At 68.7% G+C, this 20,582-nt stretch carries 9 protein-coding genes and 3 rRNA genes; 5 read left to right on the top strand and 7 right to left on the bottom strand.

What is annotated here, in order from left to right; all coding sequences use genetic code 11:
• The first annotated feature begins 79 nt into the window (after positions 1-79).
• Both QUY26_RS21050 and QUY26_RS21045 read left to right on the top strand, forming a co-directional pair.
• Positions 80-1,357 carry a sensor histidine kinase gene (locus tag QUY26_RS21050; RefSeq protein ID WP_289955877.1) on the top strand — a complete coding sequence of 426 codons (1,278 nt, stop codon included), beginning with the start codon at positions 80-82 and terminating at the stop codon, positions 1,355-1,357.
• Positions 1,354-2,034, top strand: coding sequence for a response regulator (locus QUY26_RS21045; RefSeq protein WP_289948941.1), 681 nt, complete (start codon positions 1,354-1,356; stop codon positions 2,032-2,034). Before QUY26_RS21050 ends, QUY26_RS21045 begins: the two co-directional genes overlap by 4 nt.
• A gap of 88 nt (positions 2,035-2,122) precedes the next feature.
• On the opposite strand, the gene rrf is transcribed toward QUY26_RS21045, so the two are convergent.
• The 4 genes from rrf to QUY26_RS21025 form a co-directional block, all read right to left on the bottom strand.
• Positions 2,123-2,239: ribosomal RNA gene (rrf, locus tag QUY26_RS21040) — 5S ribosomal RNA — on the bottom strand.
• Between the two features lie 89 nt (positions 2,240-2,328).
• Positions 2,329-5,451, bottom strand: a 23S ribosomal RNA gene (locus tag QUY26_RS21035).
• A gap of 310 nt (positions 5,452-5,761) precedes the next feature.
• Positions 5,762-7,287, bottom strand: a 16S ribosomal RNA gene (locus tag QUY26_RS21030).
• The 16S, 23S and 5S rRNA genes sit together here, the layout of an rRNA operon.
• 724 nt (positions 7,288-8,011) lie before the next feature.
• Positions 8,012-8,560: a MarR family winged helix-turn-helix transcriptional regulator gene (locus QUY26_RS21025; RefSeq protein WP_289948938.1), complete on the bottom strand. Its 549-nt coding sequence runs from the start codon at positions 8,558-8,560 to the stop codon at positions 8,012-8,014.
• 115 nt (positions 8,561-8,675) lie between these two features.
• Here QUY26_RS21025 and QUY26_RS21020 point away from each other — a divergent pair, with 115 nt between their 5' ends.
• Positions 8,676-9,950: an MFS transporter gene (locus QUY26_RS21020; RefSeq protein ID WP_289955875.1), complete on the top strand. Its 1,275-nt coding sequence runs from the start codon at positions 8,676-8,678 to the stop codon at positions 9,948-9,950.
• Between the two features lie 25 nt (positions 9,951-9,975).
• Here the strand turns inward: QUY26_RS21020 and QUY26_RS21015 are convergent, their stop codons facing one another.
• Positions 9,976-11,646, bottom strand: a complete 1,671-nt coding sequence (locus QUY26_RS21015; RefSeq protein WP_289948935.1) for an ATP-binding SpoIIE family protein phosphatase — start codon at positions 11,644-11,646, stop codon at positions 9,976-9,978.
• Positions 11,647-11,897: 251 nt separating this feature from the next.
• Positions 11,898-13,256, bottom strand: coding sequence for an NAD(P)/FAD-dependent oxidoreductase (locus QUY26_RS21010; protein ID WP_289948933.1), 1,359 nt, complete (start codon positions 13,254-13,256; stop codon positions 11,898-11,900).
• Between the two features lie 373 nt (positions 13,257-13,629).
• Between QUY26_RS21010 and QUY26_RS21005 the strand changes: the two genes are divergently transcribed.
• Positions 13,630-14,451, top strand: coding sequence for a TetR/AcrR family transcriptional regulator (locus tag QUY26_RS21005; RefSeq protein WP_289948932.1), 822 nt, complete (start codon positions 13,630-13,632; stop codon positions 14,449-14,451).
• 210 nt (positions 14,452-14,661) lie between these two features.
• Positions 14,662-16,776 carry a sigma-70 family RNA polymerase sigma factor gene (locus QUY26_RS21000; RefSeq protein ID WP_289948930.1) on the top strand — a complete coding sequence of 705 codons (2,115 nt, stop codon included), beginning with the start codon at positions 14,662-14,664 and terminating at the stop codon, positions 16,774-16,776.
• A gap of 141 nt (positions 16,777-16,917) precedes the next feature.
• On the opposite strand, the gene QUY26_RS20995 is transcribed toward QUY26_RS21000, so the two are convergent.
• Entirely contained in the window at positions 16,918-20,397 is a 3,480-nt protein-coding gene (locus QUY26_RS20995; RefSeq protein ID WP_289948928.1) for an AfsR/SARP family transcriptional regulator, read from the bottom strand.
• Between the last annotated feature and the right edge of the window lie 185 nt (positions 20,398-20,582).

Genomic DNA, 20,582 nt, shown 5'->3' with positions numbered 1-20,582 from the left:
GCACGTGTACGACAGCCCGTACGTGTACGAGGATGAGCCGGTGACCCCCGACGCGGATACGCACCCGCTCACCCGGCAGATGCAGCGGCTCGCCCAGCGGGCGCGCGCCTTCGACGGGCGCCGCCCGCTGGTCTGGGACCTGCTCGTGACGGGCTTCTTCACGGCGGCCGCGCTCATCGACTTCACGGGCGGCGGCTGGCGCAACATCGCGCACAACACCGACGTGCCGGGGGCGTTGGTGCTGCTCCTGAGCCTTGGCATGTCGGTGCCGCTGCTGTGGCGGCGCCGCCGGCCGATGACGGTCCTCGCCGTCATGGTGGCGTTCGGCGCGGTCAACAGCGCCTCCGGCGCGATGCTGCAGGTCGCCCTGGTCCAGCTCATCGTCCTGTTCAACATCGCGCTGCGGCTGCCCCTGAAGACGCTGGGCTGGGCGGGGGTGCTGATGTTGGCGCCGCTGGTGGTGGGCACGCTCCGCTATCCGAAGGGCAGTTGGGACCAGCAGATCGTCCCGCAGGTGTGGGCGTACGCCCTGGTCGCCCTCCTCGGCATCGCGGTGCGCTCCCGCCAGGACTACACCCGCGCCCTGGTCGAGCGCGCCCGCCAACTGGAGGTCGAACGCGACCAGCAGGCTCGGCTCGCCGCAGCCGCCGAACGCACCCGCATCGCCCGCGAGATGCACGACATCATCGGCCACAACCTGTCCGTCATCACCGGCCTCGCCGACGGCGGCAAGTACGCGGCCGCCCGGTCCCCCGAGCGCGCCGCGCAGGCCCTGGACGCCATCAGTTCCACGAGCCGCCAGGCCCTCGCGGAGCTGCGCCGCCTCCTGGACGTGCTGCGTGAGGAAGCCGCCGAGACCGCCGAGTTGGCTCCGCAGCCCGCCCTCACCGACCTGGGCCGCCTCATCGACGGTGTCCGCGCGGCGGGCCTGCCCGTCCGCAGCACGTTCCACGGCCGCGCCGACGCCGTTCCCCAGGGCCAGCAACTCACCGTGTACCGCGTGGTGCAGGAAGCCCTGACGAACACGTTGAAGCACGCGGGTCCGGGGGCGACGGCGACGGTCGAGGTCTCGTACACGACGGACGGTGTGTCGGTGTCGGTCACGGACACCGGGCAGGGCGGTACGCCGTCGGAGGGGGGCCGCGGCCTCACCGGCATGCGTGAACGAACCGCCTTGTACGCGGGCAGACTTGAGGCCGGACCACGCCCGCACCCCGAGCCGGGCTGGCAGGTCCGGCTCCATCTCCCCCGCGCGACCACTCCCCTTTCCACTTCCCTTTCCCTCTCCGCTTCCCTTTCCCCTCCCCAGACCGATCCCCAGACCGATCCCCAGACCGAGAAGGAATCCGTTCGGTGACGACCGTCCTCATAGTCGACGACCAGCCCTTGCAGCGCTTCGGCTTCCGCATGCTCCTGGAGAGCCAGGACGACATGACGGTGGTGGGGGAGGGCGGCAACGGCACGGACGCGATCCGCATGACGTCCGGTCTGCGTCCCGATGTGGTCCTGATGGACGTGCGGATGCCGGACATGGACGGCATCGAGGCCACGCGCCGCATCGTCGCTTCGGGTTCCGGTACGCGGGTTCTGATCCTGACGACATTCGACCTGGACGAGTACGCGTACGCGGGGCTGCGGGCGGGAGCGTCAGGTTTCCTCATCAAGGACGCCCTGCCGGAGCAGCTGCTCTCAGGGGTTCGTGCGGTGGCCACGGGGGACGCCGTGGTGGCACCTCGGCTGACGCGGCGCCTCCTGGACACGTTCGCGCACCAGCTGCCGACGGGACCGGGCACCGAGGCCGGCCCGGCCGATCCCGCGAAGCATCCGCTCCTGTCGTCCTTGACGGAACGCGAGCTCCACATCCTCACAGTGATCGGCCAGGGCTGGACGAACACGGAGATCGCCGAGCGTCTGCACCTCGCGGAGTCGACGGTGAAGACGCATGTGGGCCGCATCCTCGCGAAGACAGGTTCGCGGGACCGCGTGCAGGCGGTCATCCTGGCGTACGACACGAAGCTGGTGAGCCCGTCGTAGAACGGGGGGCGTCCCGGTGGAACGGGAAACGTCCCTTAAACGCAGAAAACCCCCGTGCCGAACGGCACGGGGGTTTTCTCTACAATTAGTTCGGCGGCGTCCTACTCTCCCACAGGGTCCCCCCTGCAGTACCATCGGCGCTATAAGGCTTAGCTTCCGGGTTCGGAATGTAACCGGGCGTTTCCCTCACGCTATGACCACCGAAACACTATGAAACTCTCAACCGCACCACACCATAACCACGGCATGGGGTTGTTCGTGGTTTCAGAACCAACACAGTGGACGCGAGCAACTGAGGACAAGCCCTCGGCCTATTAGTACCAGTCAACTCCACCCCTCACAGGGCTTCCATATCTGGCCTATCAACCCAGTCGTCTACTGGGAGCCTTAACCCCTCAAAGGAGGTGGGAGTCCTCATCTCGAAGCAGGCTTCCCGCTTAGATGCTTTCAGCGGTTATCCTTTCCGAACGTAGCCAACCAGCCATGCCCTTGGCAGAACAACTGGCACACCAGAGGTTCGTCCGTCCCGGTCCTCTCGTACTAGGGACAGCCCTTCTCAAGACTCCTACGCGCACAGCGGATAGGGACCGAACTGTCTCACGACGTTCTAAACCCAGCTCGCGTACCGCTTTAATGGGCGAACAGCCCAACCCTTGGGACCGACTCCAGCCCCAGGATGCGACGAGCCGACATCGAGGTGCCAAACCATCCCGTCGATATGGACTCTTGGGGAAGATCAGCCTGTTATCCCCGGGGTACCTTTTATCCGTTGAGCGACGGCGCTTCCACAAGCCACCGCCGGATCACTAGTCCCGACTTTCGTCCCTGCTCGACCCGTCAGTCTCACAGTCAAGCTCCCTTGTGCACTTACACTCAACACCTGATTACCAACCAGGCTGAGGGAACCTTTGGGCGCCTCCGTTACCCTTTGGGAGGCAACCGCCCCAGTTAAACTACCCATCAGACACTGTCCCTGATCCGGATCACGGACCCAGGTTAGACATCCAGCACGACCAGAGTGGTATTTCAACGACGACTCCACGAACACTGGCGTGCCCGCTTCACAGTCTCCCACCTATCCTACACAAGCCGAACCGAACACCAATATCAAACTGTAGTAAAGGTCCCGGGGTCTTTCCGTCCTGCTGCGCGAAACGAGCATCTTTACTCGTAGTGCAATTTCACCGGGCCTATGGTTGAGACAGTCGAGAAGTCGTTACGCCATTCGTGCAGGTCGGAACTTACCCGACAAGGAATTTCGCTACCTTAGGATGGTTATAGTTACCACCGCCGTTTACTGGCGCTTAAGTTCTCAGCTTCGCCACCCCGAAGAGTGACTAACCGGTCCCCTTAACGTTCCAGCACCGGGCAGGCGTCAGTCCGTATACATCGCCTTACGGCTTCGCACGGACCTGTGTTTTTAGTAAACAGTCGCTTCTCGCTGGTCTCTGCGGCCACCCCCAGCTCAGACAGCAAGTGTCATCACCAGAAATGGCCCCCCTTCTCCCGAAGTTACGGGGGCATTTTGCCGAGTTCCTTAACCATAGTTCACCCGAACGCCTCGGTATTCTCTACCTGACCACCTGAGTCGGTTTAGGGTACGGGCCGCCATGAAACTCGCTAGAGGCTTTTCTCGACAGCATAGGATCATCCACTTCACCACAATCGGCTCGGCATCAGGTCTCACCCACAAGAACGACGGATTTGCCTATCGCTCGGGCTACACCCTTACCCCGGGACAACCACCGCCCGGGCTGGACTACCTTCCTGCGTCACCCCATCACTCACCTACTACCAGATCGGGTCAGCGGCTCCACCACTCCCCTCAACTCCGAAGAGATCAGGGCGGCTTCACGGCCTTAGCATCACTGGATTCGATGTTTGACGCTTCACAGCGGGTACCGGAATATCAACCGGTTATCCATCGACTACGCCTGTCGGCCTCGCCTTAGGTCCCGACTTACCCTGGGCAGATCAGCTTGACCCAGGAACCCTTAGTCAATCGGCGCACACGTTTCTCACGTATGTATCGCTACTCATGCCTGCATTCTCACTCGTGAACCGTCCACCACTCGCTTACGCGGCAGCTTCACCCGGCACACGACGCTCCCCTACCCATCACGATCCCCGTTGGGGGTATATATCGCAATGACACGACTTCGGCGGTACGCTTGAGCCCCGCTACATTGTCGGCGCGGAATCACTAGACCAGTGAGCTATTACGCACTCTTTCAAGGGTGGCTGCTTCTAAGCCAACCTCCTGGTTGTCTCTGCGACTCCACATCCTTTCCCACTTAGCGTACGCTTAGGGGCCTTAGTCGATGCTCTGGGCTGTTTCCCTCTCGACCATGGAGCTTATCCCCCACAGTCTCACTGCCGCGCTCTCACTTACCGGCATTCGGAGTTTGGCTAAGGTCAGTAACCCGGTAGGGCCCATCGCCTATCCAGTGCTCTACCTCCGGCAAGAAACACACGACGCTGCACCTAAATGCATTTCGGGGAGAACCAGCTATCACGGAGTTTGATTGGCCTTTCACCCCTAACCACAGGTCATCCCCCAGGTTTTCAACCCTGGTGGGTTCGGCCCTCCACGAAGTCTTACCTCCGCTTCAGCCTGCCCATGGCTAGATCACTCCGCTTCGGGTCTTGAGCGCGCTACTAAACCGCCCTATTCGGACTCGCTTTCGCTACGGCTTCCCCACACGGGTTAACCTCGCAACACACCGCAAACTCGCAGGCTCATTCTTCAAAAGGCACGCAGTCACGACTACACAGCAAGCTGCATAGCGACGCTCCCACGGCTTGTAGGCACACGGTTTCAGGTACTATTTCACTCCGCTCCCGCGGTACTTTTCACCATTCCCTCACGGTACTATCCGCTATCGGTCACCAGGGAATATTTAGGCTTAACGGGTGGTCCCGCCAGATTCACACGGGATTTCTCGGGCCCCGTGCTACTTGGGTGTCTCTCAAACGAGCCGCTGACGTTTCGACTACGGGGGTCTTACCCTCTACGCCGGACCTTTCGCATGTCCTTCGCCTACATCAACGGTTTCTGACTCGTCCTGTCGCCGGCAGACAACAGAAGAGAGATCCCACAACCCCGTATACGCAACCCCTGCCGGGTCTCACACGCATACGGTTTGGCCTCATCCAGTTTCGCTCGCCACTACTCCCGGAATCACGGTTGTTTTCTCTTCCTGCGGGTACTGAGATGTTTCACTTCCCCGCGTTCCCTCCACACTGCCTATGTGTTCAGCAGCGGGTGACAGCCCATGACGACTGCCGGGTTTCCCCATTCGGAAACCCCCGGATCAAAGCCTGGTTGACGACTCCCCGGGGACTATCGTGGCCTCCCACGTCCTTCATCGGTTCCTGGTGCCAAGGCATCCACCGTGCGCCCTTAAAAACTTGGCCACAGATGCTCGCGTCCACTGTGCAGTTCTCAAACAACGACCAACCACCCATCACCCCAAACCAGTACGGCTTGAGTGCACTGGGGTCGGCACTGAAGGCAGCCGAAACCGGCCGTACCCTCAGACACCCAACAGCGTGCCCGACACCCTCGCCCTCTCCATCTCGCTTTCCACGCCGAAGCAGTACTCGCGACCAGATCAGGTCAAGTGTGCCGAGTAGTCAACGTTCCACCCATGAGCAACCAGCATCAGACATTCGCTGATGTACTGGCCTCTGAACCAAGCAAGCTTGGCTGAGAAGTGCTCCTTAGAAAGGAGGTGATCCAGCCGCACCTTCCGGTACGGCTACCTTGTTACGACTTCGTCCCAATCGCCAGTCCCACCTTCGACAGCTCCCTCCCACAAGGGGTTGGGCCACCGGCTTCGGGTGTTACCGACTTTCGTGACGTGACGGGCGGTGTGTACAAGGCCCGGGAACGTATTCACCGCAGCAATGCTGATCTGCGATTACTAGCGACTCCGACTTCATGGGGTCGAGTTGCAGACCCCAATCCGAACTGAGACCGGCTTTTTGAGATTCGCTCCACCTCGCGGTATCGCAGCTCATTGTACCGGCCATTGTAGCACGTGTGCAGCCCAAGACATAAGGGGCATGATGACTTGACGTCGTCCCCACCTTCCTCCGAGTTGACCCCGGCGGTCTCCCGTGAGTCCCCAACACCCCGAAGGGCTTGCTGGCAACACGGGACAAGGGTTGCGCTCGTTGCGGGACTTAACCCAACATCTCACGACACGAGCTGACGACAGCCATGCACCACCTGTACACCGACCACAAGGGGGCGACCATCTCTGGCCGTTTCCGGTGTATGTCAAGCCTTGGTAAGGTTCTTCGCGTTGCGTCGAATTAAGCCACATGCTCCGCCGCTTGTGCGGGCCCCCGTCAATTCCTTTGAGTTTTAGCCTTGCGGCCGTACTCCCCAGGCGGGGCACTTAATGCGTTAGCTGCGGCACGGACAACGTGGAATGTTGCCCACACCTAGTGCCCACCGTTTACGGCGTGGACTACCAGGGTATCTAATCCTGTTCGCTCCCCACGCTTTCGCTCCTCAGCGTCAGTATCGGCCCAGAGATCCGCCTTCGCCACCGGTGTTCCTCCTGATATCTGCGCATTTCACCGCTACACCAGGAATTCCGATCTCCCCTACCGAACTCTAGCCTGCCCGTATCGACTGCAGACCCGGGGTTAAGCCCCGGGCTTTCACAACCGACGTGACAAGCCGCCTACGAGCTCTTTACGCCCAATAATTCCGGACAACGCTTGCGCCCTACGTATTACCGCGGCTGCTGGCACGTAGTTAGCCGGCGCTTCTTCTGCAGGTACCGTCACTTGCGCTTCTTCCCTGCTGAAAGAGGTTTACAACCCGAAGGCCGTCATCCCTCACGCGGCGTCGCTGCATCAGGCTTTCGCCCATTGTGCAATATTCCCCACTGCTGCCTCCCGTAGGAGTCTGGGCCGTGTCTCAGTCCCAGTGTGGCCGGTCGCCCTCTCAGGCCGGCTACCCGTCGTCGCCTTGGTGAGCCACTACCTCACCAACAAGCTGATAGGCCGCGGGCTCATCCTGCACCGCCGGAGCTTTCAACCCCCTCCCATGCGAGAGAAGGTGTTATCCGGTATTAGACCCCGTTTCCAGGGCTTGTCCCAGAGTGCAGGGCAGATTGCCCACGTGTTACTCACCCGTTCGCCACTAATCCACCCCGAAGGGCTTCATCGTTCGACTTGCATGTGTTAAGCACGCCGCCAGCGTTCGTCCTGAGCCAGGATCAAACTCTCCGTGAATGCTTCCGGGATATCCCGGCGACACACACGAGAGCGGAACCAGGAGAGGAATAATCTCCCGGTTCACAGCGTCCTCGCTGTGCGCCTGCACGGACCATGCCGTACAGGACTTTTTCAAAGGAACCTCGCCACCGGACTGACGTCCAGTAGACGGGGTATCAACATATCTGGCGTTGACTTTTGGCACGCTGTTGAGTTCTCAAGGAACGGACGCTTCCTTCGTACTCACCCTCGCGGGCTTTCCTCCGGGCGCTTCCCTTCGGTGTTTCTTTTGTTCTTGCGTTTCCGACTCTATCAGATCTTTCCGGCTTCCCGTTCCGACCCGATTTCCTCGGTGCTTTCCGGCCTTTCGGCCTTCCGGCGGTGTTGACTCTATCAGATCCTTTCGGGCCTGATTCCCAGTCAACTTGGGCTGTCCTCACGGCTGTTGGGCCGTTCCGACGTCTCAAACTTTAGCGGATTCTCCCGGCAGTTCCTAATCGGGCCGTTTCCGGTCGCGACAAGATCAGGGAAATGAATTCGGGCGTGCCGAAATCATCCCCGGAGGAAGATCGTGCAGGTGGTTTGAGTGGCCGCGTGAGCGGCGGGAGTTGTTGTCGCAGAACCGTTACGGCTCGGCGGCAACCCGAAGAACCTTACGGATCGAGCAGGCGACTGTCAACCCGCGCCGGTCGGGGGCGTGACACCCCTCGTATCAAGGGTGCGCAGCAAGGGTGGCCGAGAGTCAGTCGAGGTCGGTGAGGCGGCCGCCCGCGTCCGGCTGGGCGTGCTCGACGCGGCGAAGGAGCCGCGTGAGGACCTCGCCGAGCACACCGCGCTCCACCGGGGTGAGGTCCTGCAGGAGGTCTTCCTCGAAGACCGTGGCGAGGCGCATCGCCTCCAGCCACTTCTCCCTGCCCTCCGCGGTCAGCTCGACGATGACGCGTACCCGGTTGTTCTCGTCGCGCTCGCGCGTGACGAGGCCCTCGCTGACCATGCGGTCGATCCGGTGGGTCATCGCGGCGGGCGTGAGACCGAGGCGCTTGGCCAGGTCGCCGGGGCCCATTTGGTACGGGGCGCCGGACAGGACCAGGGCCTTGAGGACCTCCCACTCGGCGTTGCTGATGCCGAGCGTCGCGGTCTGGCGGCCGTAGGCGACGTTCATGCGGCGGTTGAGGCGGCCGAGGGCCGAGACAATCTTCTCGACCTGGGGGTCGAGGTCCTGGAACTCCCGCTGGTAGGCGGCGATCTGCTCTTCGAGTGTCGGCTCTGTGGGGCCGGGGGTATCGCCCATGGCCGCAGTATGGCACGGGGCCGCTTGCCGTCGAAGTCCTTCGGTGTGTATTGTTTAGATCCTAACTTTAGCTTCGAAGTCTTCAGGTCTAAGGCAGGTGAAAGTGAACAAGGCGATGGGCGCTGCGATGGGCCGGATCCACGTGGGCAACGCGCTGAGTGCGTTCGGTCTGGGGTTTACCGTCCCCTTCTTGTACGTGTACGTGGCGCAGGTCCGGGACCTGGGCGCGGTGACCGCGGGCCTCGTGCTCGCCGCGTTCGCCGTGGCCGCGCTGATCGTGCTGCCCTTCTCGGGCCGCGCCATCGACCGACGCGGCCCCCTGCCCGTGCTCGTCGCCGCGCTGTCCACCGCCGCCGTCGGCGCGCTCAGCCTGGGCCTGTCCTCCAGCGCTCCGTTCGTGCTGCTCTCGGCCGGTGCGCTCGGCGCCGGTCAGGCCGTGATGCAGCCCGCGCTCGCCACGATGATCGTGGAGTGCTCCACGCCCGCGACCCGCACGCGCGCCTTCGCCATGCAGTTCTTCCTGCAGAACCTGGGCCTCGGCATCGGCGGACTCATCGGCGGCCAGATCGTGAAGCACGAACGGCCGGGTGACTTCACCCTGCTCTTCGCCATCGAGACCGTGATCTTCCTGGTCCTGATCGGCGTCATGCTGACGGCTCGGATACCCCGCTCGGCGCGGATCGCGGACGCCACGCCCCAGGCCGGCGGCAGCATCAGGGACGTATTCCGCAACCGCGTGATGCTGCAGCTGTGCGTCCTCGGCTTCGTGCTGTTCTTCGCCTGCTACGGCCAGTTCGAGTCGGGCCTTTCGGCGTACGGCGTCGAGGCCGCCGGGATATCCCCGTCCACGCTCGGCATCGCCCTGGCCGCCAACACCGGCGCCATCGTGATCGCGCAGTTCGCGGTCCTGCGGTTCGTCGAGCGCCGCAAGCGCTCGCAGGTGATCGCCGCCGTCGGCCTCATCTGGGCCGTCGCCTGGACAGCCGCCGGGTACGCGGGGCTCGGGCACGGCAGCCAGGCCATGGCGACCGCCGCGTTCATCTCGACGTACGCGCTCTTCGGGCTCGGCGAGACGATGCTCGCGCCGACCGTCGCGCCGCTGGTCGCCGACCTCGCGCCGGAGTCCATGGTCGGGCGGTACAACTCCGCCTTCGCGCTGGTCAAGCAGCTCGCGCTCGCGGTCGGCCCGGCCGTGGGCGGCCCGATGGGCGCCACGCTGCACGCTCCGTACATCGTGACGTTCCTGCTCTTCTCCCTCGGCATCACGGTGCTCGGGCTGCGCCTCGGCCGACACCTCACCCCGGCACAGAACCACCCGCACCCGCAGAAGAGCCGCGTGGTGGCGCAGGGAACGCCGGACGCCCCGGAGACCGTGACCGCCCACTCCTAGGAGTGGGGGACGCGGGTATTCCGCGCTACGCGCGCGGGAGCGCGAACTCGCACCAGACCGCCTTGCCGCCCCCGGGCGTGCGCCGTGAGCCCCAGTTCGAGGCGATCGTGGCGACGATGGCGATGCCCCGGCCCGCCTCGTCGGCGGGCTCGGCACGGCGGCGGCGCGGCAGATGGTCGTCGCCGTCGGTGACCTCGATGATCAGGCGGCGGTCGGTGCGGCGCAGGCGCAGCCGCATCGGCGGGGTGCCGTGTTGCAAGGAGTTGGCGACGAGCTCGCTGGCCGCGAGGACGCCCAGGTCGTGCAGTTCGGGCGGGAAGCGCCAGCTGGCGAGGACGCCGGTGGCGAAGGCCCGCGCGCGGGGCGCGGCCTCCACCCCGCCGAGGAGTTCGAGCGCGGCGTTGCGGAACAGGTCCGCGTGCACGCCCGTGCGGGCGGGCTGCTGCAGGACGAGGACCGCCACGTCGTCGTCGTGGTCGGCGGTCACGCCCAGGGCTCGGATCAGGCGGTCGCACATCACCTGGGGCGTGCCGGTGGCCCCGGCCAGGGCGCGCTCCAGGGCCGCCACGCCCTCGTCGATGTCCTCGCTGCGGCGCTCGACCAGGCCGTCGGTGTAGAGGACGGCGGTGGAGCCGGGGCCGAGCGGCAGGGAGCCGGAGGCGTGCAGCCAGCCGCCGGTGCCCAGCGGCGGGCCCGTGGGCTCGTCGGCGCGGTGGATCGTGCCGTTCTCGTCGCGCACGAGGATCGGCAGGTGGCCGGCGGAGGCGTACGCGAGGCTGCCCTCGTTCGGATCGTGCACCGCGTACACACACGTCGCGATCTGGCTGGCGTCGATCTCCGAGGCGAGGCCGTCGAGGAGCTGAAGCACCTCGTGCGGCGGCAGGTCGAGGCGGGCGTACGCGCGCACGGCCGTGCGGAGCTGGCCCATGACGGCGGCGGCGCGCACCCCGCGGCCCATGACGTCGCCGATGACCAGGGCGGTGCGGCCGCCGCCGAGGGTGATCACGTCGTACCAGTCGCCGCCGACCGCGGCGTCCGTTCCGCCCGGTTGGTACGTCGCGGCAATGCGCAGGTCGTCGGGCTGCTCCAACTCCTGGGGCAGCAGGGAGCGTTGCAGCGTCACGGCCGTCTCGCGCTGGGTGCGCTCGCTGGCGCGCAGGCGTTCGGCGGCCTCGGCGTGGTCGGTGACGTCGGCGGCGAAGACGAGGACGCCGCCCGAGCCGTCGTCCGCGGGGCCGCCGAGCGACAGCGACACGGGGGTGCACGTGAAGGTGTAGGACCGGCCGCCGGGCGCCTTGCGGGACTTGACCGTGCGCGGCTTGGCGCTGCGCAGGACCTGGTCGAGGAGCGGCAGCAGCCCGACCGCGTCCAGCTCGGGCAGTGCCTCGCGCGCGGGGGCGCCCACGGGGCGGGCGCCGAACGCCGTGGTGTACGCGTCGTTGACGTACGCGATGCGGTGGTCCGCGCCGTGCACGAGCGCGACGAGGGCCGGGATGCGGTCCAGGACCTCACGGGCCGGGAGTTCGTCGACCCCGGCGGGCGTGTCCGCGGGGCTCCGCGTGTCCGCGAGGCGCTCGGCGCGGGCCGCGGGGACGGAGCTCTCGCCCAGCTGTGCCGGGGAACCGCCGGCTTTGGTGCGCGCCGCGGCGCGGCGCTGTGTTCCGGGGAGCCGGGCGCTCCAGCGCGTGAAGTTCACTGCGGTAGGCCTCGTGGTGTCGCTTCTGGATCGGGCGGGGGTGTGCGGCCGGGGGTCCGGCCGGTGGCGCGGCGGCTGTGTGCGCCGCCTCCCGGGAAGACACAGCATGGCGTGGAGCGGACGTTTTCTCTTGGGTGTGCCCGTCGTGGGTGTGCCCGCCCATCATGGTCACACGTCCAGTCTGGCCGAAGGGACTGACATCCGTCAGGCGCCGGACCCGCCCGGGCAGTTCCTGTCGGAGGTCTCGGTGGTCATCGGGACTCCTTCGGGCGCTCGCTCCCGGCTGCGAGTTCGAACTCCGCACGCGGGTGCTCGAGCGAGCCCAGGGAGACGATCTCGCGTTTGAACAGGCCGGAGAGGATCCATTCGGCGAGCACGCGGGACTTGCGGTTGAGGGTGGGCACCCGGCTGAGGTGGTAGACGCGGTGCATGAACCAGGCAGGGTAGCCCTTCAGCTTGCGTCCGTAGACGTGTGCGACGCCTTTGTGGAGTCCCAGGGACGCCACCGAGCCGACGTACTTGTGCGCGTACTCCTGGAGGGGCTGCTTGCGCAGGGTCGCGGCGATGTTGTCGCCGAGGACCTTGGCCTGGCGCACGGCGTGCTGGGCGTTGGGGGCGCACTCCTTGCCGGGTTCGTCGGCGGTGACGTCGGGGACGGCTGCGGCGTCGCCCGCGCCCCACGCGTGCAGCGCGCCGTCGACGGCCAGCTCGGCGGTGCACTTCAGGCGGCCGCGTTCGTTCAGGGGCAGGTCGGTGGCGGCGAGCAGGGGGTGCGGTTTGACGCCGGCGGTCCACACGACGGTGCGGGTGGGGAAGCGGGCGCCGTCGTCGAGCACGGCGACGCGGTCCTCGCAGGACTCGAGCCGGGTCTCCAGGCGTACGTCGATATTGCGTTTGCGCAGTTGGCTGACCGTGTACTTGCCCATCTCCGCGCCGACCTCGGGCAGGATCCGCCCGGACGCCTCGACGAGGATCCACTTCATGTCCTCGGCCTTGACGTTGTGGTAGTACCGCGCGGCGTAGCGGGCCATGTCCTCCAGCTCGCCGAGCGCCTCCACGCCCGCGTATCCGCCGCCTACGAAGACGAAGGTCAGGGCGGCGTCGCGGACGGCGGGGTCGCGGGTGGAGGAGGCGATGTCCATCTGCTCGATGACGTGGTTGCGCAGCCCGATGGCCTCCTCGACGGTCTTGAAGCCGATGCCGTAGTCGGCGAGGCCGGGGACCGGCAGGGTGCGGGAGATCGAGCCGGGCGCGAGGACCAGTTCGTCGTACGTGATGTCGAGGGGGCCCGCGCCCTCCTCCACGGTGGCGAGCGTGGTGAACGACGCGGTGCGCTTGGCGTGGTCGACGGAGCGGACCTCGCCGACGATCACCCGGCATTTGTCGAGAACGCGGCGCAGCGGTACGACGACGTGGCGCGGTGAGATCGAACCGGCCGCCGCCTCGGGCAGGAACGGCTGATACGTCATATAAGGATCTGGCGAGATCACGACGATCTCCACCGCGCCCTGCTTGAGCTCCGGCTTCAGTTTCCGCTGGAGGTGCAGCGCGGTGTACATCCCGACGTAGCCACCACCGACAACGAGAATGCGCACAGGTTCCGTCACCATCCCATGACGCACCCGCACTTCGTGTTTGTCCACAGGCTCGACAATTTGTATGACAGGAAGTCGCCGTCGGCGCGGCGCCGCCCTGCCACCGGGGCTGATGGAATGTGCGCAGGTCAGAGGCTGCTGTCAGGGTGGTGGCGCGGGGGGCAATCGGGTGGGAAACGGTGCGTACTCCGATCGGGGGGCGCTCTGTGCGGAACCCACCTCTTCTGAATTGACTCTGGCTCAACTATGTTCGTGTGACGTCGGGGTGTCGGGGGATGCGCTCGTCGGGTCCGGTTTGCCGGACTCGTGGAGGAGCTTCGCCCGTCACGCCGGTCTTCGATGGCGGGGAGTGTCTCCGGGGGGAGACGTCATTACCGGGGGAACGTATATGCACATTCAGGACTCTCACTGGACTTCCGCGACAGCGTCGGCTGCTGCCGTCGCCACAGGCGGAAACGGCCGTGATCTGGCGGACGGAGCGCGTTCGACACCGCTGCGCGTGGATGCGCAGCGCAACCTCGAACACGTGCTGCGCGCGGCCCGTGAGGTATTCGGAGAGCTGGGGTACGGCGCGCCGATGGAGGACGTGGCTCGCCGCGCCCGCGTCGGTGTGGGCACGGTCTACCGCCGCTTCCCCAGCAAGGACGTATTGGTGCGACGGATAGCCGAGGAGGAGACCTCCCGGCTGACGGAACAGGCCCGGGCGGCGCTCGGCCAGGAGGACGAGCCGTGGTCGGCGCTCTCGCGCTTCCTGCGGACGTCGGTGGCGTCGGGCGCGGGGCGGCTGCTGCCGCCGCAGGTGCTGCGGGTGCAGGCCAAGGACTCCGACGGCACCGACAACACGGTCGGCGCCGAGGGCGCGGCGGGAGCGGCGGGCATCGCCGGGACGGTCGGCTCGGCGGAGGCCAGGGTGCCGCAGCAGCGGCAGGTGCCCTCGCTGGCCGGGCCCGAGCTGCGGCTCGTGGAGCAACGGCCGGCGCCGGCGGCGGAGAGCGACGACGCCGGAGCGGCGGCGCTGCTCGAGGTCGTCGGTCGGCTCGTGGAGCGGGCGCGGGCGGCCGGTGAGCTGCGCGCGGACGTGACCGTGTCGGACGTACTGCTGGTGATAGCCACGGCGGCGCCCTCGCTGCCGGACGCCGCGCAGCAGGCGGCGGCCTCGTCTCGGCTGCTCGACATCCTGCTCGAGGGGCTGCGTTCTCGGCCCGCATAGGCGTTCACGTGCGACATTCGGGCCTCGAATGCTCAACTCCCGTGTCTTTCACGGGGGTTGAGCGTTCCCCGAATGAGTGAACACTAGTGCTCCATTGCGGGAACGCGCCCCGGACGGGTGGTTGCTCGTCCGCGCTATTCGACGGAGCGCGACCGTGTGGCACTCTGGCCCGGTGTTCGGGTCCGAGTGTGCATGCGGAGGCTTTCCGCGATGAGTGTTGACGGGCGGGACGAGCCCACCCCCGGCGGGGGTGAGTCGAGCGGGCTTCCGCCCCGGCAGGTGCCGAACCAAGGCGGTCCCGGTGGCAGCGGCGGGGCCGCGGGCTCCGGCGCCGCGGGCGGTACGACGGGTGGTCCGGCAGGCGGTGGCTCCGGCGGGTCCGGGGCGACCGGTCCCGACCCCAGCGTGCCGACGCAGCGGGAGCGCGGCTCCGAGACGCCTGCGGGAGCCGGTGCCGCGGCCGGCGGCCCCGCCGGTCCCGGTGGCGGCCCGGCGGGCGGTTCCGCCGGGGGCACGGAGGCCGTGGTGCCCGGTGCCCGCACCGGTCCCGACGTCCCGCCGTCCGACGCCGACCTGATCGAGCGCATGCGCGCGGGCGACGACTCCGCGTACGCGGAGCTGTACCGCAGACATGCCGAATCGGTACGCCGCTACGCCCGCACCTGCTGCCGCGACGCCCACACCGCCGACGACCTCACCGCCGAGGTGTTCGCGCGGATGCTGGGAGCCGTGCGCTCCGGGTCCGGCCCCGAGCACGCGGTGCGCGCCTATCTGCTGACCACGGTACGGCGCGTCGCGGCCGGGTGGACGAAGTCCGCGAAGCGGGAGCAGCTGGTCGACGACTTCGCGGTCTTCGCCGCGCAGGCCGCCCGGGGCTCCGAGGTGTCCGACGACACCGCGTCCATGGGCTCCTTCGGAGCGGGCATGGACCTCGGCGCGGACGTGCGCGCCATGCACGAGGCCGAGCAGTCCCTCGCCATGCAGGCGTTCCGCAGTCTGCCCGAGCGCTGGCAGGCCGTCCTTTGGCACACGGAGGTCGAGGACGAGTCCCCGAGCGAGGTCGCCACGCTCTTCGGCCTGGACGCCAACGGCACCCGCGTGCTCGCCAGCCGCGCCCGCGAAGGCCTCAAGCAGGCCTACCTCCAGGCCCATGTGAGCGCCACGCGCACCGAGAGCGAGGAGTGCGCGCGCTACGCCGACCGGCTCGGCGCCTACGCCCGCGGCGGCCTGCGCACCCGCGCCGAGCGCGGACTGCGCAAGCACCTGGAGGAGTGCGCCGACTGCCGGGTGGCCGCCGGTCAGATCAAGGAAGTCGCGAACAGCATCCCCGCTGTCGTGCCGATCGCCGTCATCGGCTGGTTCGGTGCCGCCGGATACGCGAAGGTGGCCGCCCTCGTCGGCGGCGGCGTCGCGGGCGCGGGTGCGGCGGGAGCCGCCGGGGCCGCGACGGGCGGTGCCGGTTCGGCCGGGGCCGGGGGCGCGGCCGCGTCCGAGGGGCTCGGCGCGCCCGCCAAGGCCGGGATCGCGGCGGGTGTCGTCGTCGCGGCCGGGGTCGCCGTGGCGATCGCGCTCGCCGGTGACCCCAAGCCCAAGGAGGACCCGCCGAAGGCGAAGGCGCCGGTCTCCGCGCCCGTCCTGCCGGACGATCCGCCACCCCCCAGGCCCGAGCCCAAGCCGGAGCCCCCCGCGCCTAAGCCCAAGCCGACGCCACCGAAGCCGACGCCGACGCCGAAACCCACCCCCAAGCCGACGCCGAAGCCCACCCCGAAGCCGACGCCACCCCCGGAGAAGCCCAAGCCCAAGCCGCCACCGCCGCCGAAGCCGACGCCCACGCCGAGGCCCACGCCGCCCAAGCCGACGCCGAAGCCGCCGCCCCCACCGCCGCCCGCGCCGCGGGTCTTCCAGTGGAACCAGCTGGAGTACGGCCTGGGCGGCGACGGCACCAAGCCCGAGATGCGGCTCGGCGAGAGCAGCTGGGTGTGGCAGCGCTGGGGCATGTCCATCGCCGACAAGCGCTACAGCCACGGCGTCACCGTGCACGGCCGCTCCTCGGTCACCATCGACCTGAACCGCACGTGCTCCTCCTACGAGGCGCTCGTCGGCGTGGACGACATGACGATGGGCCTCGGCAAGGTGCGCTTCTCCGTGTACGGCGACGGGGTGCCGCTGTGGCGCTCCCCGCTGATCAAGGGCGGCGACGCGGCGGTACCCGTGCGGGTCGGTCTGACCGGGCGCAAGACGATCCGCCTTGTCGTCGAGCCCCACACTCCGTTCTCGTCGACGGCCTTGGCGGACTGGGCGCAGTCGCGGCTCTCCTGCACCTGAGTCACCGGCGGCATCCGGGCCTCTGGGGGCGGCGCTCGCGCCTGAGGTGCCGGGCGGCGGTGCGGTCGGCGCGGCGGTGCGGTCGGCGGGCCGGTGCCGGAACGCGCGGTCGGCGAGCCCGTGCCGCTGGTGTGGCGCGTGTCAGTCGGACGTGGCCGTCAGGCTCTCCAGGGCCTCGGTCATCGTCATGCCGCGGCCCGCGGCGCTCTCCCGCTCGTACGCCGCGTCGCCGAGTGCCGCGCGGGCTCTCCGGGCCGTGCGCTCGGCCTCGACGCGGTCCGGCATGGGGCGTTCGCAGCCGTCGCGCCAGTGGGTGGCGAAGGCGAGGAGGCGCGCGGCGCGGGTGTGGTCGCCGGACTGGGATCTGAGGACGGCGCCGGCGTCCACCAGGCCCGCGACGACCATCTCCGAGCAGCGGCTGCGCAACGCCTCCGGCAGCACCTCGGCGAGGACGGCGAGACCGGCGCCCGGCCCCGACTCGGCCGCCGTGATCCGGGCGTCCACACCGCCGAGGCCCGCGGCGAACTGGGGCGGGAGCGTTCCGCGCTCGGACGCGTCACGGGACTCCTTCCACAGGGTGCGGGCCCGCGCCACGTCCCCGTCGTGCAGCGCCATCTCGGCGCTCATGAGGCGGACGAAGGCACGGGAGTCCATGACGCCGTACTGATCGCCCAAGGCATCGGCCTCGTCCAGGCCCTTCACGGCCAGGTCGCGGTCGCCCGAGCGGTAGGCGATCTCCGCCAGGCGGCCGATCAGGAAGGGCGCCTCGGCGTGCGCGCCGACCTCGTAGGCGAGCCGCAGCGCCTCCTCGTACTCCTGCCGGGCGTCCTCGTACCGGCTGCGGGCCATCGCCGCCTCCCCCGCCGCGCTGCACACCTGTGCGCGCAGCCACCGGTCGCCCACCCGTCTGCTCAGCCCCCGCAGCTCCACCAGATCGTCGTCGACACCGCTCAGGCTGCCCTGCCGGTCGACGCTGGTGTGCACCCGGAACATCAGTGTGATCGCGACCTCCCAGTCGCCGCCGAACCGGCGGCAGTTGGCGACCGCCATGTCCAAGTACCCCAGGGCGTCCGCCTCCCGCCCCAGGGAGTCCTCGAAGTACAGCGTGAACGGCCACACCAGGCCGGGGAACCGGCCGCTCTCGGGCACCGGGCGGGTGAACACGTTCCGCACCCGCAGGATGTAGTCCGGCTCCAGGCCGTCGTCGAGCATCTCCGAAGGCCTGGACTCCACCGTCAGGAACAGATGCAGCATGCGCAGGTTCATCCGGGGCCAGAACGCGGGGGCGTCCTCGTCGGCGAGGTCGGCCTCCAGGCCCGCGGCGCCCGCGGTGAGGGACGACGCGCTCGCACCGGACCCGTCGAAGGAGTCCGGCGGCAGTGTCAGGCCAAGGACGCGGCCGACCCACTCCGCGCCCTCCGTGCGGTAGTTCCGCAGCCACCAGAACCAGCCGAGGCCCAGGGCCAGCGCCGTGGCCGACTCCTCGTCGCGGGACTCCACGGAGCGCTGCAGTGCCGCGCGGAGGTTGTCGAGGTCGGCCTCCAGGCGGTGGATCCACGGCAGTTGCTCGGCGGAGCGGAGCAGCGGCTCGGCCGTCTCGGCCAGCGCGCGGAAGTACGCGCCGTGCCGCCGCTCGGCCTCGGCGCGCACCTCGGGGGTCTCGGCGGCGCGCTCCGTCGCGTACTCGTGAATGGTCTCCAGGAGGCGATAGCGCATCCCGGGTCCCGCGCCCCCGCCGAGCCCGCCTTCGCCTCCCTGGTCGTACGGGTCCGCGACGACGAGGGACTTGTCGACGAGCGCGCCGACGAGGTCCGCGGCCGATCCGGAGCAGACCGCCTCGGCGGCCTCCAGGTCCCAGCCGCCCGCGAAGACGGACACCTCGCGCAGGACCGTGCGCTCGGCGGCGTCCAGGAGGTCCCAGGACCAGTCGACGACCGCCCGCAGGGTCTGCTGGCGGGGCAGGGCCGTGCGGGAGCCGCTCGTGAGCAGCCGGAAGCGGTCGTCGAGGCGGTCGGCGATCTGGCGGGGCGTGAGCAGCCGCAGGCGGGCGGCGGCCAACTCGATCGCCAGCGGGAGGCCGTCGAGGCGGCGGCAGATCTCCGCCACCGACTCCGCGTCCCCGGCCGCGTCGAAGCCGGGGCGCACGGCCTCCGCCCGCTCGGCGAACAGGCGGTGCGCCGGGTCGGGCGGGAGCGGCTCCACCGGGCGCACGCACTCGCCCGGCACGCCCAGGGGTTCGCGGCTGGTCGCGACGATGGTGAGCCCCGGACAGCGGGTGAGCAGCGTCTCCGCCAACTCGGCCGCAGCGCCTACGACATGCTCGCAGTTGTCAAGGATCAGGAGCAGGCTGCGCGGGGCGCAGTACTCGACGAGCAGGGCGACCGGGTCTCCCTGCGGGATCGTCAGCTCACTGGTCATCAGCACGGTCTCGCGCAGGCCGAGGGCGCTGACGACCGCCCCGGGCACCGCCTCCGGCCGGTCGAGCGGGGCGAGCTCGGCCAGCCACGCGCTCGGATGCCCGGCGGCGGCTTCCTCTGCGAGGCGGGTCTTCCCGGAGCCGCCCGGTCCCGTGAGCGTGACCAGACGTGCCCTCCGCATATCCGAACGGATGGCCCCCAGTTCGGGTTCCCGCCCCACGAAGGAAGTCAGCCGAGGCCGGAGATTTCCCTGACGCTCGGCTGGGGGACGGGGAGTTGAGGGGGGCGTGGGGCTGATGGGGCTGGTGGAGCTGGTGGAGCTGGTGGGACGCATGGTGTCCGTGGCACGGGCGGGTCGGGGCGCGGCCTCGCCCCGCGTGCTGGCCCGCGCGTCGGCCCCGACCTCCCGCTCCCGCCTCTCCCGCCGCTCCCACGCTTCCTGCGTCTCCCGCGGCTTCGACGGCTTCGACGGCTTCGACGGCTTCGACGGCTCGGCCAGCAACTCCGCGTGCAGGGCGCGCAGTTCCGGGCCCGGGTCCGTACCGAGTCCCTCGGCGAGGGTGCGGCGGGCGTCCTCGTACGCGGCGAGGGCGTCCGCGCCGCGGCCCGCGTCGCGCAGGGCGCGGATGAGGAGGGCGCGCAGGGCCTCGTCGTACGGCTGACCGGCGGTCAGCTCTCTCAGTTCCGGTACGACGTCCGGGGCGCGGCCGAGCAGCAGGTCCGCCTCGACCCGGGCCCGGGTGGCCTCCTGGCGGCGGGCCTCCGGGCGGGTGGCCGCCGTACGGTCGGGGAGGTCGGCGAGGGCGGGGCCGTGCCACAGGGCGAGGGCCTCGCGCAGGAGGTGGGCGGCGGTCGCCGGGTCGCCGCGGTCCAGGGCGGCGGTGCCCTCGCGGGTCAGGCGCTCGAAGCGGTGCAGGTCGACCGCGTCCGGCGGTGTGATGAGGCGGTAGCCGCCGGGGCCGGAGGCGATGGTGTCCCGGCCCAGGGCCTTGCGGAGGCGGCCCACGAGGGCCTGGAGGGCCGCGGGGGCGTCCGCCGGTGGGGCGTCCGCCCAGATGTCGTCGATGAGGGTGTCGACCGGGGTCGTACGGTCGGCTCTCAGCGCCAGGGCCGCGAGCAGGGAGCGCAGGCGGGGGCCTCCTACGGGCAGGGGTGCCCCTTGGTCGTCGTGCGCCTGCGTGGCGCCCAGGATCCGGTACCGCACTGGGTCAGTGTGGCCGGTGGGGGTGGGTGACGTCGCGGAGATTCCTGGCGGGGGCGCCTTGGGGGTGGGGTTCGCCGGGGGCGGCGGGGGTCGGGGGACGCTTCCTTTGCCGTCGTGGCGCCGTGGGGTCGCGTTGTGCTTTCCCCCGCCGTCGTGGCGCCGTGGGGTCGCGTTGCGCCTTTCCC

Source organism: Streptomyces flavofungini (assembly GCF_030388665.1).
GTDB lineage: Bacteria > Actinomycetota > Actinomycetes > Streptomycetales > Streptomycetaceae > Streptomyces > Streptomyces flavofungini_A.
Note: the sequence above shows the minus strand (reverse complement) of the source record. Positions and strands in the feature narration are given on the sequence as shown.

What these genes read in the sequence shown, in the direction of transcription:
- QUY26_RS21000 (WP_289948930.1), top strand. Translation starts at nt 14,662, where the DNA reads ATGAGTGTTGACGGGCGGGACGAGCCCACCCCCGGCGGGGGTGAGTCG.
- QUY26_RS21010 (WP_289948933.1), bottom strand. Translation starts at nt 13,256, where the DNA reads ATGGTGACGGAACCTGTGCGCATTCTCGTTGTCGGTGGTGGCTACGTC.
- QUY26_RS21020 (WP_289955875.1), top strand. Translation starts at nt 8,676, where the DNA reads ATGGGCGCTGCGATGGGCCGGATCCACGTGGGCAACGCGCTGAGTGCG.
- QUY26_RS21005 (WP_289948932.1), top strand. Translation starts at nt 13,630, where the DNA reads ATGCACATTCAGGACTCTCACTGGACTTCCGCGACAGCGTCGGCTGCT.
- QUY26_RS21050 (WP_289955877.1), top strand. Translation starts at nt 80, where the DNA reads ATGCAGCGGCTCGCCCAGCGGGCGCGCGCCTTCGACGGGCGCCGCCCG.
- QUY26_RS21025 (WP_289948938.1), bottom strand. Translation starts at nt 8,560, where the DNA reads ATGGGCGATACCCCCGGCCCCACAGAGCCGACACTCGAAGAGCAGATC.